General features: G+C 70.7%; 11 protein-coding genes. 6 read left to right on the top strand and 5 right to left on the bottom strand.

Translation table 11 applies throughout. The features are described 5' to 3' along the window. The first annotated feature begins 92 nt into the window (after nt 1–92). Both dxs and AV521_RS38995 read left to right on the top strand, forming a co-directional pair. The gene (gene dxs, locus AV521_RS39000) at nt 93–2,030 is read left to right on the top strand and encodes a 1-deoxy-D-xylulose-5-phosphate synthase (protein WP_076095710.1); all 1,938 of its coding nucleotides are present in this window, start codon (nt 93–95) and stop codon (nt 2,028–2,030) included. Nucleotides 2,031–2,179: 149 nt separating this feature from the next. Continuing rightward, complete coding sequence (locus AV521_RS38995; RefSeq protein WP_076095708.1) at nt 2,180–3,688, top strand: amino acid permease; 1,509 nt, start codon at nt 2,180–2,182, stop codon at nt 3,686–3,688. Nucleotides 3,689–4,056: 368 nt separating this feature from the next. Here the strand turns inward: AV521_RS38995 and AV521_RS38990 are convergent, their stop codons facing one another. Then, entirely contained in the window at nt 4,057–4,458 is a 402-nt protein-coding gene (locus tag AV521_RS38990) for an NTP pyrophosphohydrolase (protein ID WP_076095706.1), read from the bottom strand. Nucleotides 4,459–4,497: 39 nt separating this feature from the next. Then, on the bottom strand, nt 4,498–5,472 hold the full coding sequence (locus AV521_RS38985; RefSeq protein ID WP_076095704.1) for a hypothetical protein: 975 nt from the start codon (nt 5,470–5,472) through the stop codon (nt 4,498–4,500). 283 nt (nt 5,473–5,755) lie between these two features. Between AV521_RS38985 and AV521_RS38980 the strand changes: the two genes are divergently transcribed. Genes AV521_RS38980 through AV521_RS38965 form a run of 4 tightly spaced genes read left to right on the top strand, consistent with a single transcriptional unit; the run spans nt 5,756 to nt 11,168 of the window. Then, entirely contained in the window at nt 5,756–8,011 is a 2,256-nt protein-coding gene (locus AV521_RS38980; protein WP_076095702.1) for a cache and HAMP domain-containing protein, read from the top strand. Between the two features lie 6 nt (nt 8,012–8,017). Further along, nucleotides 8,018–9,601: a poly-gamma-glutamate synthase PgsB gene (pgsB, locus tag AV521_RS38975; RefSeq protein ID WP_076095700.1), complete on the top strand. Its 1,584-nt coding sequence runs from the start codon at nt 8,018–8,020 to the stop codon at nt 9,599–9,601. Further along, complete coding sequence (locus tag AV521_RS38970; RefSeq protein ID WP_076095698.1) at nt 9,598–10,080, top strand: poly-gamma-glutamate biosynthesis protein PgsC/CapC; 483 nt, start codon at nt 9,598–9,600, stop codon at nt 10,078–10,080. The genes pgsB and AV521_RS38970 overlap by 4 nt, the downstream gene beginning before the upstream one ends. 35 nt (nt 10,081–10,115) lie before the next feature. Beyond that, complete coding sequence (locus AV521_RS38965; RefSeq protein ID WP_076095696.1) at nt 10,116–11,168, top strand: NlpC/P60 family protein; 1,053 nt, start codon at nt 10,116–10,118, stop codon at nt 11,166–11,168. Between the two features lie 481 nt (nt 11,169–11,649). On the opposite strand, the gene AV521_RS38960 is transcribed toward AV521_RS38965, so the two are convergent. The 3 genes from AV521_RS38960 to AV521_RS38950 form a co-directional block, all read right to left on the bottom strand. Then, entirely contained in the window at nt 11,650–13,779 is a 2,130-nt protein-coding gene (locus tag AV521_RS38960; protein WP_076095694.1) for a 3-hydroxyacyl-CoA dehydrogenase NAD-binding domain-containing protein, read from the bottom strand. Next, complete coding sequence (locus AV521_RS38955; protein WP_076095693.1) at nt 13,776–14,993, bottom strand: acetyl-CoA C-acyltransferase; 1,218 nt, start codon at nt 14,991–14,993, stop codon at nt 13,776–13,778. The genes AV521_RS38960 and AV521_RS38955 overlap by 4 nt, the downstream gene beginning before the upstream one ends. 227 nt (nt 14,994–15,220) lie before the next feature. Continuing rightward, nucleotides 15,221–16,513 (bottom strand): ribonuclease D, encoded by a 1,293-nt coding sequence (locus AV521_RS38950; RefSeq protein WP_076095691.1) that lies wholly within the window; start codon nt 16,511–16,513, stop codon nt 15,221–15,223. Between the last annotated feature and the right edge of the window lie 59 nt (nt 16,514–16,572).

The raw sequence follows: 16,572 nt of genomic DNA, 5'->3' as shown, positions 1-16,572 counted from the left end.
CCCGCGCCCCTTCGCACGTCGCCCGGCGCCTGAACATTAGACTCGGGCGAGCCCGGCGAAAGCTCGATCAGCTCTACTGCAAGGAGGCACGGGTGCCGCTGCTGACCCGCATCAGGGGACCGCGCGATCTGGACCGGCTCAGCCTGGAGCAGCTGGACCAGCTGGCGGGGGAGATCCGGACCTTCCTCGTCGACGCCGTCTCCAAGACCGGCGGCCACCTCGGCCCCAACCTCGGTGTGGTGGAGCTGACCATCGCCCTGCACCGGGTCTTCGACTCGCCGAAGGACAAGGTGCTCTGGGACACCGGCCACCAGTCCTATGTGCACAAGCTGCTCACCGGACGGCAGGACTTCTCCCAGCTGAAGAAGAAGGGCGGCCTGTCCGGATACCCCTCGCAGGCCGAGTCCGAGCACGACGTCATCGAGAACAGCCACGCGTCGACCGTGCTCGGCTGGGCCGACGGCATCGCCAAGGCCAACCAGCTGAAGAAACGGGACAGCCATGTCGTCGCCGTCATCGGTGACGGCGCCCTCACGGGTGGTATGGCCTGGGAGGCCCTCAACAACATCGCCGACGCCAAGGACCGCCCGCTGGTCATCGTCGTCAACGACAACGAGCGGTCGTACGCCCCGACCATCGGCGGTCTCGCCAACCACCTGGCCACGCTCCGCACGACCGACGGCTACGAGCGGTTCCTCGCCCGCGGCAAGGACATCCTGGAGCGCACCCCGGTCGTCGGCCGGCCGCTGTACGAGACCCTGCACGGTGCCAAGAAGGGCCTGAAGGACTTCATCGCCCCGCAGGGCATGTTCGAGGACCTGGGACTGAAGTACGTCGGGCCCATCGACGGCCACGACATCGAGGCGCTGGAGTCCGCCCTGGCCCGGGCCAAGCGGTTCGGCGGGCCGGTCATCGTGCACTGCCTCACCGAGAAGGGCCGCGGGTACCAGCCCGCGCTGCAGGACGAGGCCGACCGGTTCCACGGCATCGGGCCCATCCACCCCGACACCGGCCTGCCGGTCAAGGCCTCGGGCGCCGACTGGACCTCCGTCTTCGGCGACGAGATGGTCGAGCTGGGCAAGGAACGCGACGACATCGTGGCGATCACGGCGGCCATGCTGCAGCCGGTCGGCCTGAAGAAGTTCGCCGACACCTTCCCGGACCGGATCTACGACGTCGGCATCGCCGAGCAGCACGCCGCCGTCTCCGCCGCCGGCCTCGCGCACGGCGGGCTGCACCCCGTCTTCGCCGTGTACGCCACCTTCCTCAACCGTGCCTTCGACCAGGTCCTCATGGACGTGGCCCTGCACAGGTGCGGGGTGACCTTCGTGCTCGACCGGGCCGGTGTCACCGGTACCGACGGCGCCTCCCACAACGGCATGTGGGACATGTCGATCCTGCAGGTCGTGCCGGGGCTCAGGCTGGCCGCCCCGCGTGACGCCGAGCAGGTGCGCGCCCAGCTGAGGGAAGCCGTCGCCGTCGACGACGCGCCGACCGTGGTGCGCTTCTCCAAGGGTGCCGTCGGCCCCGCCGTACCCGCCGTGGGCCGGGTCGGCGGCATGGACGTGCTGCGTGAGCCCGGCACCGACACGCCGGACGTGCTGCTGGTCTCGGTCGGCGCCCTCGCCCCGATGTGCCTGGAGATCGCCGGCCTGCTCGACAAGCAGGGCATCTCCACCACCGTCGTCGACCCGCGCTGGGTCAAGCCCGTCGACGAGGCCATGGCCCCGCTGGCCGAGCGGCACCGGGTCGTCGTCACCGTCGAGGACAACAGCCGTGTCGGCGGTGTCGGCTCGGCGGTCGCCCAGGCCCTGCGCGACGCGGGCGTGGACGTGCCGCTGCGCGACTTCGGCATCCCGCCGCGCTTCCTCGACCACGCCGCCCGCGGCGAGGTCCTCGCCGAGATCGGACTCACCGCCCCGGACATCGCCCGCCAGGTCACCGGGCTGGTGTCCAGGCTGGACGGACGGTACGACCGCACGGCGGACGCCGTGGACGCCGTGGACTCCGTGGAACCCGCGCGCGACTAGGACACGTGTTCCTGCGGGCCGGTTCCGCCACTCCTCCAGGTGGCGGAACCGGCCCGCTTGCGTGAACCTGCCAGTGCCGGGCATACGCTTCCCGACCCTCTCGATCACGTCGAGCCATGTCGAGGACGACAAGCGTGGGAGGTAGGCACGTGAGCAGCGCGCTGTTCAGGACGAAGAACGTCGAGCAGTCCATCCAGGACACCGAGGAACCGGAGCATTCGCTCAAGAAGTCCCTGTCCGCGCTCGACCTGACCGTCTTCGGCGTCGGCGTCATCATCGGTACCGGCATCTTCGTCCTCACCGGACAGGTCGCCAAGAACAACGCCGGTCCGGCGGTGTCCCTGGCCTTCGTGGCGGCCGGTGTGGTCTGCGGGCTCGCCGCCCTCTGCTACGCCGAGTTCGCGTCCACGGTCCCCGTGGCGGGCTCGGCGTACACGTTCAGCTACGCCTCCCTGGGCGAGCTGCCCGCCTGGATCATCGGTTGGGACCTGGTCCTGGAGTTCGCGCTGGGTACGGCGGTGGTGGCGGTCGGCTGGTCCGGCTACATCCGCTCCCTGCTGGACAACGCCGGCTGGCATCTGCCGGACTACCTGGCCGGGCGGGACAACGCCGCCGGCTTCGGCTTCGACATCCTCGCCGCCGCCCTGGTGCTGGTGCTCACCGGCATCCTCGTCCTCGGCATGAAGCTGTCGGCCCGGATCACCTCGCTCGTCGTCGCCATCAAGGTGGCCGTCGTCCTCATCGTGATCGTCGCCGGCGCCTTCTTCATCAAGGGCGACAACTACAAGCCGTTCATCCCGCCGTCCCAGGCGGTGCCGGCGGGCGGGAATCTCAAGGCCCCGCTCATCCAGCTGATGTTCGGCTGGGCACCCTCCAACTTCGGCGTCATGGGCATCTTCACGGCCGCCTCGGTGGTGTTCTTCGCCTTCATCGGCTTCGACATCGTGGCCACGGCCGCCGAGGAGACCCGCAACCCGCAGCGGGACATGCCGCGCGGCATCCTGGGCTCTCTCTTCATCTGCACCGTGCTGTACGTGGCCGTCTCCATCGTCGTCACGGGCATGGAGAAGTACTCGAAACTGTCGGTGGAGGCCCCGCTCGCCGACGCCTTCAAGTCCATCGGGCACCCCTGGTACGCGGGCGTGATCAGCTTCGGCGCGGCGGTCGGCCTGACCACCGTGTGCATGATCCTTCTCCTCGGCCAGACCCGGGTCTTCTTCGCGATGAGCCGCGACGGACTGCTGCCGCGCTTCTTCTCCCGGGTCCACCCGCGCTTCAAGACGCCGCACCGGCCGACCGTCCTGCTCGGCGTGATCATCGCCGTCGTCGCCGGGTTCACCAGCCTGAGCGAGCTGGCCGAGCTGGTGAACATCGGCACGCTCTTCGCGTTCGTGGTCGTCGCGATCAGCGTGCTCATCCTGCGCCGGACCCGCCCGGACCTGCCGCGCGCCTTCCGCACCCCGTGGGTCCCCGTGATCCCGGTCCTGTCGGTGTGCGCCTCGCTGTGGCTGATGCTCAACCTGCCCGCCGAGACCTGGCTGCGGTTCGCCATCTGGATGGTGATCGGCTTCTTCGTCTACTTCCTCTACGGCCGTACGCACAGCCGCCTGGCCCTGCGGGACAAGGCCGCGCAGCAGACCGCCGGCGGCACTCCGTGACCGCGCCTCTCGCTGCATCGGCCTCGCCTCCGGCTTCGGCGGGAAGCGCGGGGCTGGCCGGCGTGCCGGCCGTGCCTGCCGCCCTGCCCGGCCCGCACACCCCGTAGTCACGAGATCCGGTACCAGGACGGTCACCCGGACGGCGTACCGGACGAGACCGCTGCCGCCCCTCCTCGCGGTCCTGGCCTGCGTCATCCGGCTGCCGTCCTTCGTCCGCCCACTGTGGAACCCCGACGAGGGTTGTGCCGTGTACGTCACCGTCGGGCCGTATGAGGCGGCGTTCGCGGTGTGCGGTACCGGCTCGCCGGCCCCGCTGCGGGTGCCGGCTGTCCTCGGCCGGGGGGTGACGACGGGATCAGGCCCGTGTGTCAGTCCCGTACCGAGCGCGGCCCGGTGACCTGCGCGCCGTGTTCCTGGACCCGGCGGCGCAGTTCGCGGTCGGCCGTGACGACCAGGCACGGGCGGTCGCCGGCCGCTGCCGCGAGGGCCACGATGTGGTCGTCGCCGCTGCCGGGCGCCTCCTCGACTCGTACCCCGGGCACCGAGGCCACACCCCGCGCCGCGCCCTCCACCACCAGGACCATCTCCAGCGGACCGGGCAGGCCGACCACACCGGACCGGGCGAAGGGCACCAGCCGGTCGCGCAGGCGCTCGGCGGCACCGCGGCGGTCGCGCCACCAGCCGTCGGGCACCGACCCGACGACGTTCGCGCCGTCGACGATGAGCAGGGGGAGGGGCGATGCGCCCGCCGTGCCCGGAGTGTCCGTCATTTTCGGTAACAACCCTGTTTCGTCGCGTTCATGGCCGGCTCAGTCTGCCAGGGGTTGCCCCGCCCATCGGCGGGTGATCTCGGCGATCGCGTCGGTCGCTCGCTCGGCGGGCCGTCCGCCGGCCCGGATCGTGGGGGAGAACTCGACGTGCAGGAACGGCACATGGTCGGTGTCGGCGACCTGGCCCTGCACGTTGGTGCGGCCCTCCAGCGGACAGGACCGCACCCAGGCCGGGCACACCCGGAAGCCGTGGTCGCGCAGGGCGTCGGCCAGTTCGCGGCCCTCCGGCCGGGCCGCCGTACCGGCGCCGGTGGAGGCGATCACGTCGTAGCCGGGCGCGGCGGAGGCGGCGAAGCCGTGCAGCTGGATCCCGGGCATGCCGCGGCGGGCCAGTTCGGCGCAGATGGCGTGGAAGACGGTGTCCCGACGGTGCGCCACATCCGCGGAATTGCCGACTCCGGCTTTGCGATGTGCACCTGCGACGATCAGGATGCCGCCGGGGGAGCCACGCAGCACGCGCACGCCCAGCTGCTCGGTCCCCAGGTCGAAGCCGGGATGGGGAACCTGTACCGACCAGCGCGGGCGGTGCTCCAGATCGATGTAGACCCGGCCCCAGCCGCGCGGCGTCACGGCCGTGTCGGTGCGGTCGGCCACCTCGGTGTAGCGATGGCCGGAGGGCCGGTCGGCGACCGTGCGCACACTGAAGTCCCGCTGTGAAAGGCGCTGTTCAGCTTGTTCGCGGTGACCGTCGAGCAACAGGCCGATGGCCGTGGCGATGCCGTCCCGGTCTGCCTGGCCGGGCTGGACATAGCCCCGGTCGGGGCCGAACCGGCTCGTGTAGCCGGCCACCTCGCGCGCCAGGTCGATCTGTGCGGCCCCCTTCGGGGCGGGTCGGCCGGGGTCGTCGAAGGCGCCGCCCGTGCGGTGGAGCAGGGCGGTCAGCACCCCGGCGAGACCGGCGATGACCAGCAGAAGTGTTGCGATCGTTATGGCGCGTGAGCGATGGGCTCTCATGGTTGTACCAAGATATCTTGGTGAACGGACGCCGTGGCCGGACCCTGCTGTCCCTGCTGACCCCGCTGCCCTGACGGGTGGGGCATTTGTCTTAACTTGTTCATCAGTTAAGCAATGTTGCCTAGATCACGTACGACTTACGGCAACTTAACCCTCCTCTTATCTATCTGAGGTTTCCGGATGCCTTCTTACCTTCAGTGCATCCGGACCACAGTCAAGAGAGGACCGTCCTGTGGCGTCATCGCCCCCGGCGCGGCAGCACCGAGCCCGTCGCCGAGCCGACATGTCACTGATCGGCGGCATACGCCCACCGATCGCGGTCCTCTCGGCGCTGCTGCTGACGCTCGCCGGCATCACGGCACTCGTGCTCGGCCGTGTCGACGACGCCGGCGTGCCGAGGGCGGTCATGACGTCCCAGCAGCACTTCGCGGAGGACGGCGCCGTTGCGCTGCGCGCCTCCATCGACGAGTCCGTCACCGACGTCACCCGCTCCGCCGCGCTGTTCGGCGCCGGGCAGCCGGTCTCCGGTGACGCGGTCCTCGACAAGCTCGGCAGCACCTACCAGAAGTGGATGGGCACCGCCGTCGTCGAGATCCGCACCGGCAAGCTGGTCGCGGCCCGCGGTGAGACGGTGCCGCTGACCTCCGTGGACCTCTCCTCGCTCAAGGGCGAGGACGGGCTGACCCCGCGCATGGTGCGGATGAGGAACGGCGAGGTACGGCTGCTGTCCTTCGGGCTGCTGACCTGGCCGGACAAACCCCAGTTGCTGCTGGTCGCCTCCCGGAACCTGAAGTTCCCCGGCATCAGCCTCGGCCGGTTCCGCTCCATCGCCGTGGCCGACTCGGACGGCGCGATCCTCAGCGGCGACGGCATCGCCGAACCGGAGTCGGCGCGCAACAGCGCCGACCGCGAGGACATCAAGGACTCCACCAAGCAGCTCAAGGACTTCGCCCAGCGGGCCGCCCGCAAGGCGGAGCAGGATCCGCGCAGCAGCAAGGAGCCCGGCACCGGCGGCTACCCGGGGGTCAGTGGCAGCCTGCTCGGCGGGAAACGGGCCGGCGACCGGTCCGTCGCCGGCTACGCCACCCTCGCCGCGGCCGAGCCCGGCGACACCACCACCGCCGGCGGGCTCGGGCTGTCCGTGGTCGCCATGGTCAAGGTGACCGAGAAGTCCGGCGGAACCCAGTCCCCGGTGTTCGGACTGGCGGCGGGCGGCACGCTGCTCCTCGTCGGCGCACTGGCCGTGGCGGTGCTGCTGGGCACCGTGCAACGCCCGCTCATCCGGCTGTTCCTGGAGTCCCGCCGGCTCACCCGCGGCGATCTGACCCGGCCCGTCATCGTCCCCGGCTACGGCGAGGCCCACCGCATCGGCGGCGCCCTGGAGCGGCTGCGCCGCCAGCTGCTCGGCGAGAGCGCCGAGGCCACCGGCCCCGCCGGGCGCCCGACCGGGCCGCGCCGGGTGGGCACCGGCGCCCTCCTCGCGGCCTGTGCGGCCCTGCTGCTCGCCTGGTCCGCACCGCTGATGCTGCTGGTCAACCGCGCCGACAGCACGGCCGACGTACCCCGGCAACTCGTCAACGACCAGCGCGAACGCACCGACACGCTCAGCGACCGGGTACGCCGCGCGCTCAACGAGGGGGACGCCGACCTGGAGTCGGTCGCCTCCCTCATCGGCGACAAGACCTCACCCGAGGCCATGAAGGAGGTGCTGGAGCACACCTACAACGAGAACAGGCGCTACCGCTCCCTCTACGTCGTCGACTCCCGCGGCGACATCCAGGCCCGCGAGGGCAAGGACCCGAAGGTGATCAAGTCGGACCGCGTCTCCGGCAAGCCCCTCAGGCTGCTGGGCCACGGCGGCAAGGAACCCGTGGTCGTCGCCGCCGCCGAGATCCCCGGCCGTAGCGGGGCCCAGCTGGTCGGCGAGTTCCGCGTCGAGTTCTTCAACGCGCTGCTGACCCGGCCGGGTCTCGGCGTGGTCCGGCTCGTGGACGACCGGCACCGGGTCATCGCCGGCAACACCGGCTTCCTCGCCTTCCAGTCGCTGCCCGACCAGCACCTGAAGGACCTGGTCGCGGCCGGCGCCCAGCGGCTCGGCAAGAAGGCGCGGCCCCACGGTGTGCTGTACCGCCAGAACGGGATACGGATCGCTGCCGCCGCGCCGTTCTCCGGCAGCGGCTCGGCCGAGTCGCTGCGCTGGAGCGTGGTCAGCTGGCAGCCCGTGGACCGGCTCGCCATCCCCGAGTACGACGCCCGGAACCGCACCGTCCTCGCCGGTCTGCTCGGCGCCGCCGCGGCCGTCGCCTGCCTGGGCTGGCTGCACATCGTGGTGGCCCGGCCGCTGAGCAACCTGGCCGACCGCGCCGAGGCGCTGGCCGCAGGCGACCGCAGGACGGTGCTCTTCCCACAGCACCACGACGAGGTCGGCGCCGTCACCCGCTCCCTGGAACTCATCCGGCGGCAACTGCAGGACCAGAGCCGCCGGCAGCCCCGCCGCACCCCGTCCCCACCCCCGTCCGAGCAGTACACAAGGAACTGATCACCCGTGCTCTTCCTCTACACCGTGCTGCTGGTCGGCTGCGCGATCCTGCTCATAGCGGGCGTCGTGGAACAGCGGCGGCACTTCGTCAACCTGGAACACATCCCCACCCGGGTCCTGGTCAACGGCATCCGCGGCAAGTCCTCCATCACCCGGCTGTGCGCGGGCGCACTGCGCGGCGGCGACCTGGTCACCGTCGCCAAGACCACCGGCACCGCGGCCCGGTTCATCCACCCGGACGCCACCGAGGAGCCGGTCTACCGCAAGTTCGGCATCGCCAACGTGGTCGAGCAGATCGGCATCGTGCGGCGTGCCGCCGCGTACAAGCCGGACGCGCTGGTCATGGAGTGCATGGCCGTCATGCCGGCCCTGCAGGAGATCAACCAGTCCAAGCTGATCCGCTCCACCATCGGCGTGCTGTGCAACGTCCGCGAGGACCACCTCGCCGAGATGGGTCCCACCCTCGACGACGTGGCCCGCTCGCTGTGCCGCTCGATGCCCGAGGACGGCATCTGCGTCACCGCCGAGAAGGACCGCTTCCACATCCTGCAGAAGGAGGCGGACGCCCGTAACTGCAAGCTGGTCTACGCCGATCCCGAGACGGTCACCGACGAGGAGCTGCGCGGATTCAGCTGGTTCACCTTCAAGGAGAACGTGGCCATCGCCCTCACCGTCGCCGAACTCCTCGGCGTCGACCGCGAGACGGCCCTGCAGGGCATGTACGACGCCCCGCCGGACCCCGGTGTCCTCTCCGTCGAGCGCTGTCTGACGCCCGAGGGCAAGAGGCTGCGCTTCGCCAACGTCTTCGCGGCCAACGACCCCGAGTCGACGCTGATGAACATCAACCAGCTGCTGGACCTCGGCGCCATCCACCGCCCGCTCAACGTGGTCATCAACTGCCGCCCCGACCGCGTCGAACGCAACGGGCAGATGGGCGAGATCATCCCCGGCCTCGACCCCGAGCGCGTCTTCGTCATCGGCCATCCTGCCAAGTCCGCCATCGACGCCATCCCGGCCGAGTTCCGCTCCCGCGCCGTCGACCTCGGCGGCGACAAGCGCGACCCCGAGGAGTTCATGGCCGAGCTGCTGGACCGGCTCGGCCCCGACACCTCGCTGGTCGCGATCGGCAACATCCACGGCCAGGGCGAGGTCCTGCTGGAGCACCTCGCCGAACTGCCGCCCGACGAGAGTGCGGACGACCCCGCCGCCGCGCCCCCGGTCGGCCGCGCCGATGCGGCACCCGCCGTCGTCGGGCACGTCGAGACGATGCAGCTGTACGTCCCCCGCACCGACCCCTACCAGCGCTACCCGGAGGCGTACGAGGCGCGGTACGCGCAGGCGCAGCCGTACGTCCCGCAGCTCCCCGCACAGACCTCGTACGAGACGTCGTACACGACCTCGCACGACACCTGGACCGAGCCGCGGGCACACCACGGCGACCGGCCCGCTCCCGCCGTGCCCCAGGCACCCGGCGACGACGGACCGGCGGCCGAACAGCCCCGGTCCCGCGGTCTGTTCGAACCCCGTGTCCCGCCCCAGCCCTCCGCCGACGACAGCCGGCAGTGGCACAGCCCTGGAGAACCGCGTTGATCCCCTCCGTCCTCACCCCCGAGATCGCCGCGATCGGCATCGGCCTGGGACTGATGTTCTCGCTCATGTGCTACCTGACGACCAACCTGTCGCCGGGCGGCATGATCACTCCGGGCTGGCTCGCCCTCACGCTCATCGAGGACCTGCAGCGCGCCGCGCTCGTCGTCGGTGTGACCGTCCTGACCTACCTCGCCACGCTGCTCCTGCAGAAGTTCGTGATCCTGTACGGCAAGCGGCTCTTCGCGGCCGTCGTACTCAGCGGCGTGCTCATCCAGGCCACCGTGATCATCGTGCTGCAGAGGGAGTTCCCGCTGCTGTACGCGAACCAGACGCTCGGCTTCATCGTCCCCGGCCTGATCGGCTACCAGCTGGTCCGCCAGCCCAAGGGCGCGACCCTGCTGTCCGTCGGCTCGGTCACCCTCGCCACCTACGTGGTGCTGACCTCCGGCATCCTCCTCGGCGCCATGCCGACCGCCTGAACCGCCCGTATCCACGCACTCCTGGAGCCCCCACCATGCCGAAGCGCAAAGGCCGCCCCGTCGTCCACGCGGTGACGGTCCTGGCCCTGCTCGCGGGCAGCGCCTACTTCACCTACGAGCTGCGCAAGGACGAGAAGGCGAAGCTCCCGGCCACCCGGACGATCACCGAGAACCCGAACGGCCTGGGCGGGGCGAGCGGCAAGCAGACCTGGGAGCGGCTGAACAACCCGGCGCGCTCGGTGCTGCGCGACGGCAAGGGCGCGGTCATCGCCACCTTCACGGACGGCGCCCGTACGGCCACCCTCAAGGGCCCGACGCGGACCTTCGGCGAGCCCGCCAACACCACCACCAAGGTGGTCACCGACGACTGGGTCCGCCTCACGCCGGAGACATGGACCAAGGGGGCCGAGAAGCAGCAGTGGTTCAAGGACTGGTTCAAGCAGTACTACGGGAGCGAGGAGGACGACGTCTTCGCGTTCGCCTTCCAGTACACCCAGGGCGCCCCGGTCAAGAAGGACGACCAGGGCATCCAGTACGCCGGCCACGCGAACTACGGTCCCCTCAAGGCCGACGGCGTCGACCGCTACGAGCAGACCGACTTCTACGACTACCTGGGCATCCCGTACACCTTCCGGGACGGCGTCACGGTGTACCCGCAGAAGGACCGCCTGCGCTCCGTGGACTGCTCCGGCTATCTGCGCCTGGTCTACGGCTACCGGGCCCGCTACCCGCTGATGTCCGACAACACCCACGGCGACGGGCTGCCGCGCACCGCGGACGGCATGGCCCGCGGCAAGGAGGGCGTGGACATCATCAAGCTCCAGGGCCCGGGCCCCTGGTACGTGCGGCCGAAGAACACCGACGTCCTGCAGCCCGGCGATCTGCTGTTCTTCAAGATGGACCACCGCACCGCCGACCACATGGACCACTCCGCGATCTACCTCGGCCCGGACACCGAGGGCCACAAGGTCTTCATCTCCAGCCGCAAGGAGCAGAACGGCCCCACCATCGGCGACCAGGGCGGTGTCTCGCGCCTCGACGGCAACGGCTTCTACGCCGGGCTGTTCCGCAGCGCGAAGCGGCTGTGAGCAGCCGGGCGCACAGGGCCGTGCCAGGGCGGGGTACGGCTGCTCGCGCAGAAGGAGAAGGGCGCTGGGGACTTGGCGGAACCTCAAGGGCCGCGAGGTGCGACGGGCTCGCGGCGGTCACGGGGGAGTCCCGCCTCATCGAGCGGTACGACCGGCGCCAGGAGCAGGCGGGCGCCCCGCCGGCCCTCACCCTACGACCCTCTGCCGCACCGACTCCTCGGACGACCTGTGCGCCTGGCGTCCCGGCGGCGAGCCGGTCACCGCGCTCCCCTCGGCCGGTTCCGGACCGGTCCCGGAGGTTCGCCGCGCACTCGACGGCCACGGTGCCCGGTGGACCGGACCGAGTCGGGCCCTCGACTCCCCGTGGACGCACGGGTGTCGCAGCCGATACGGGGGTGCGGGGGCGGAGCCCCCGGAACGCGGACGCCGGGTGCCCGCACCCCGACAGGAGTGCGGGCACCCGGCGTTGATCAGCGAAGCGTTACGCCGGGATGCTCGCCACGCCCGGGGCCAGGAACTTCTTGCCGTTCACGCGCTCCGAGACGCCCTCGCGGTCCAGGTACGGCGTGATGCCGCCCAGGTGGAAGGGCCAGCCGGCGCCCGTGATCAGGCACAGGTCGATGTCCTGGGCCTCGGCGACGACACCCTCGTCGAGCATGAGCCCGATCTCCTGCGCCACCGCGTCCAGGACGCGCTCGCGGACCTGCTCCTCGGTGAGGACGGAGTCGCCCTGCTTCAGCAGCGCGGCGACCTCCGGGTCCAGCTCCGGCTTGCCGCTGTCGTAGACGTAGAAGCCGCGCTTGCCCGCCTTGACGACGGCGGCGAGGTTCGGGGAGACCGTGAAGCGGTCCGGGAAGGCCCGGTTCAGGGTCTCGGAGACGTGCAGACCGATGGCCGGACCGACCAGCTCCAGGAGCACGAGCGGGGACATCGGCAGACCCAGCGGCTCGACCGCCTTCTCCGCGACCTCGACCGGGGTGCCCTCGTCGATGACGTTCTGGATCTCGCCCATGAAGCGGGTCAGGATGCGGTTCACGACGAACGCCGGGGCGTCCTTGACCAGAACCGCGGTCTTCTTCAGCTTCTTGGCGACGGCGAACGCCGTGGCCAGGGAGGCGTCGTCGGTCTTCTCACCGCGGACGATCTCCAGCAGCGGGAGGACCGCGACCGGGTTGAAGAAGTGGAAGCCCACGACCCGCTCGGGGTGCTTGAGCTTCGCCGCCATCTCCGTCACCGACAGCGAGGAGGTGTTGGTCGCGAGGATCGCGTGCGCCGGGGCGACCGCCTCGACCTCCGCGAACACCTGCTGCTTGACACCGATCTCCTCGAACACGGCCTCGATGACGAAGTCCGCGTCGGAGAAGCCCTCGGCCTTGTCCAGGACACCGGTGACCAGCGCCTTGAGGCGGTTCGCCTTGTCCTGGTTGATACGGCCCTTGCCGAGCAGCTTGTCGATCTCGGCGTGGACATAGCCCACACCCTTGTCGACGCGCTCCTGGTCGATGTCGGTCAGCACGACCGGCACCTCCAGGCGGCGCAGGAAGAGCAGGGCGAGCTGGCTGGCCATCAGACCGGCGCCGACGACACCCACCTTGGTCACGGGACGCGCGAGGTTCTTGTCGGGCGCACCGGCAGGCCGCTTGCCGCGCTTCTGCACCAGGTTGAACGCGTAGATGCCGGCGCGGAGTTCGCCACCCATGATCAGGTCGGCGAGGGCCTGGTCCTCGGCGTCGTAACCCTGCTGCAGGTCGCCGTTCTTGGCGGCGGCGATGATGTCGAGGGCGCGGTAGGCGGCCGGGGCGGCGCCGTGCACCTTGCCGTCGGCGATGAAGCGGCCCTTGGCGACGGCCTGGTCCCAGGCCTCACCGCGGTCGATCACCGGGCGCTCGACCTCGATGTCGCCCTTCAGCACCTGGGCCGTCCAGAGCAGCGACTGCTCCAGGAAGTCGGCGCCCTCGAAGATGGCGTCGGCGATGCCCAGGTCGAAGACCTGCTGGCCCTTGAGCTGCTTGTTCTGGTTGAGGCTGTTCTCGATGATCACCGAGACGGCCTTGTCGGCACCGATCAGGTTCGGCAGCAGCGTGCAGCCGCCCCAGCCCGGGACCAGGCCCAGGAACACCTCGGGGAGGGAGAACGCCGGGATGGCCTTCGAGACGGTGCGGTACGTGCAGTGCAGACCGACCTCGACGCCACCGCCCATCGCGGCGCCGTTGTAGTACGCGAAGGTCGGCACGGCCACGCCCGCGAGGCGCTTGAAGACCTCGTGGCCGCCCTTGCCGATGGCGAGCGCGTCCTCGTGCTTCTTCAGCAGCTCGACGCCCTTGAGGTCGGCGCCGACCGCGAAGATGAACGGCTTGCCGGTGACACCGGCACCGACGATCGCGCCCTCGGCCGCCTCCTTCTCGACCTGGTCGATCGCGGCGTTGAGGTTCGCCAGCGAGGCCGGGCCGAAGGTGGTCGGCTTGGTGTGGTCCAGGCCGTTGTCCAGGGTGATCAGCGCGAAGCGGCCGGCCCCGAACGGCAGGTCGAAGTGGCGGACGTGCGCGGACGTCACGACCTCGTCGGGGAACAGCTCGGCCGCACCCTTCAACAGCTCAGCGGTGGTGCTCACTTGTCCCCCTCGAAGTGCGGGTTCTCCCAGATGACCGTCGCGCCCATGCCGAAGCCGACGCACATGGTGGTCAGGCCGTAGCGGACGTTCGGCTGCTCCTCGAACTGGCGGGCCAGCTGCGTCATCAGACGCACACCCGACGAGGCCAGCGGGTGACCGTAGGCGATCGCGCCGCCGTACTGGTTGACGCGCGCGTCGTCGTCCGCGATGCCGTAGTGGTCGAGGAAGGCCAGCACCTGCACGGCGAAGGCCTCGTTGATCTCGAACAGACCGATGTCACCGATGCCCAGCCCCGCCTTGGCAAGGGCCTTCTCGGTCGCCGGGATCGGGCCGTAGCCCATGACCTCCGGCTCGACGCCCGCGAAGGCGTACGAGACGAGGCGCATCTTGACCGGCAGGTTGTTCTCGCGGGCGAAGTCCTCGGAGGCGATGATCGAGGCGGTCGCACCGTCGTTCAGACCGGCCGCGTTACCGGCCGTGACCCGGCCGTGGACGCGGAACGGGGTCTTGAGGCCGGACAGGCTCTCCAGGGTGGTGCCCGGGCGCATCGGCTCGTCGGCCGTCACCAGGCCCCAGCCGGTCTCGCCGGCCTCCGCGTTCGTCCGGCGCACCGAGATCGGCACCAGGTCCTGCTGGATCTTGCCGTTGGCGTACGCCTTGGCGGCCTTCTCCTGCGAGCGCACCGCGTACTCGTCGGCGCGCAGCTTGGTGATCTGCGGGTAGCGGTCGTGCAGGTTCTCCGCGGTCATGCCCATGAACAGGGCGGACTCGTCGACCAGCTTCTCGCTCACGAACCGCGGGTTCGGGTCCACGCCCTCGCCCATCGGGTGACGGCCCATGTGCTCGACGCCACCGGCGATGACGGCGTCGTAGGCGCCGAAGGCGATGGAGCCGGCGGTGGTGGTGACGGCGGTGAGGGCGCCGGCACACATGCGGTCGATCGAGTAGCCCGGGACGGACTGGGGGAGACCGGCGAGGATGCCGGCCGTACGACCGAGGGTCAGGCCCTGGTCACCGATCTGCGTGGTCGCGGCGATGGCGACCTCGTCGATCTTCTTCGGGTCCAGACCGGGGTTGCGGCGCAGCAGCTCCCGGATCGCCTTCACGACGAGGTCGTCGGCGCGGGTCTCGTGGTAGATGCCCTTCGGGCCCGCCTTGCCGAAGGGGGTGCGGACGCCGTCGACGAAGACGACGTCCCTGACGGTACGAGGCACGATGGCTCTCCTCCAGGGTGCGGGACGCTGAGCGCTTGCTTAAGCCCATGCTACTTGCGAGTAATGTAGCTGCCCAGCCCTCTCCGCCGTAGCGGTGAAGGTCACACCACGGCGGCGTGCGGCATGGCTTGATCTCGACGTCGGTGGCGCCCCGAAGGGGCGCGGGGAACCGCGCGAGCGACCACGAACGACCCGCGGGCGCCGAACGCGATCAAGCCCTACGGCGGTTAGGCACCCTCGTTCTTGGCCAGCGCAGCGACCAGCACCGGCGTCACCTGCTCCACCTGCCACGGACGCGCGCCGTATCCCGCCAGCGCGGCCCCCACGGACTCGGTGTCGACCACCTTCGGCGGCTCCCAGCAGATACGCCGGACCGTGTCCGGGGACACCAGGTTCTCCTGGGGCATGGTGAGCTCCTCGGCGAGAGCCGTCACGCCCGCCCGGGCCGCGGACAACCGCGCCGCCGCTGCGGGATCCTTGTCGGCCCACGCCCGTGGCGGCGGCGGTCCGGTGACCGGCTGCCCCGGCTGGGGCAGCTGTGACTCGGTCAGAGCCTTCGCACGGTCCACGGCCGTCTGCCACTGCTCCAGCTGCCGCCGCCCCATCCGATGCCCGAACCCGTTCAGCGCCGCGAGCGCATGGACGTTGGCCGGAAGAGCCAGCGCCGCCTCCACGATGGCGGCGTCACTGAGCACCTTGCCCGGCGACACGTCCCGGCGCTGCGCGATCCGGTCCCGCGTCTCCCACAGCTCCCGTACGACGCCGAGCTGCCGGCGCCTGCGCACCTTGTGCATGCCCGACGTGCGCCGCCAGGGATCCTTCCTCGGCTCGGCGGGCGGCGCGGCCGCGATCGCGTCGAACTCCTGCAGGGCCCACTCCAGCTTGCCCTGCCGGTCCAGCTCCTTCTCCAGCGCGTCGCGCAGGTCGACGAGGAGTTCCACGTCGAGCGCGGCATAGCGCAGCCAGGGCTCGGGCAGCGGCCGGGTCGACCAGTCGACGGCGGAGTGGCCCTTCTCGAGGACGAAGCCCAGCACGTTCTCGACCATGGCGCCGAGGCCGACCCGGGGGAACCCGGCGAGCCGGCCGGCCAGCTCCGTGTCGAAGAGCCGGGCCGGGATCATGCCTATTTCCCGCAGACAGGGCAGGTCCTGGGTGGCGGCGTGCAGCACCCACTCGACGCCGGACAGCGCCTCACCGAGCGCGGACAGGTCAGGGCAGGCCACCGGGTCGATCAGCGCGCTCCCGGCGCCCTGGCGGCGCAGCTGCACCAGGTAGGCGCGCTGGCCGTAGCGGTAGCCGGAGGCCCGCTCGGCGTCGACGGCGACCGGGCCGGAGCCCGCAGCGAAGGCGGCGATCACCTCGGCGAGGGCGGTTTCGCCGGCGATCACGGGCGGAATGCCCTCGCGGGGTTCGAGCAGCGGAGTCGGCGCCCCCATCACAGAAGATCCGGCGTCGTCCGGAGGGGTGCCTCCGGTGGTGCGCAGGGAGCCGTCTGCTGCGGTGTCTTGGGCGTCGGTCACCTGTCAAGGGTATCCGTGTGTGGACGGCGCCCGTCGACGGAACGTTCCGTCGACGGGCG

The organism is Streptomyces sp. IMTB 2501 (genome assembly GCF_001953885.1).
Taxonomy (GTDB): Bacteria; Actinomycetota; Actinomycetes; order Streptomycetales; family Streptomycetaceae; genus Streptomyces.
The sequence above is the reverse complement of the archived record's forward strand: the minus strand, read 5'-3'. Positions and strand labels throughout refer to the sequence as shown.

Excerpts from the sequence above, each read along its gene's own strand:
- AV521_RS38985 (WP_076095704.1), bottom strand. The coding sequence starts at position 5,472 with ATGAGAGCCCATCGCTCACGCGCCATAACGATCGCAACACTTCTGCTG.
- AV521_RS38990 (WP_076095706.1), bottom strand. The coding sequence starts at position 4,458 with ATGACGGACACTCCGGGCACGGCGGGCGCATCGCCCCTCCCCCTGCTC.
- AV521_RS38980 (WP_076095702.1), top strand. The coding sequence starts at position 5,756 with ATGTCACTGATCGGCGGCATACGCCCACCGATCGCGGTCCTCTCGGCG.
- AV521_RS38965 (WP_076095696.1), top strand. The coding sequence starts at position 10,116 with ATGCCGAAGCGCAAAGGCCGCCCCGTCGTCCACGCGGTGACGGTCCTG.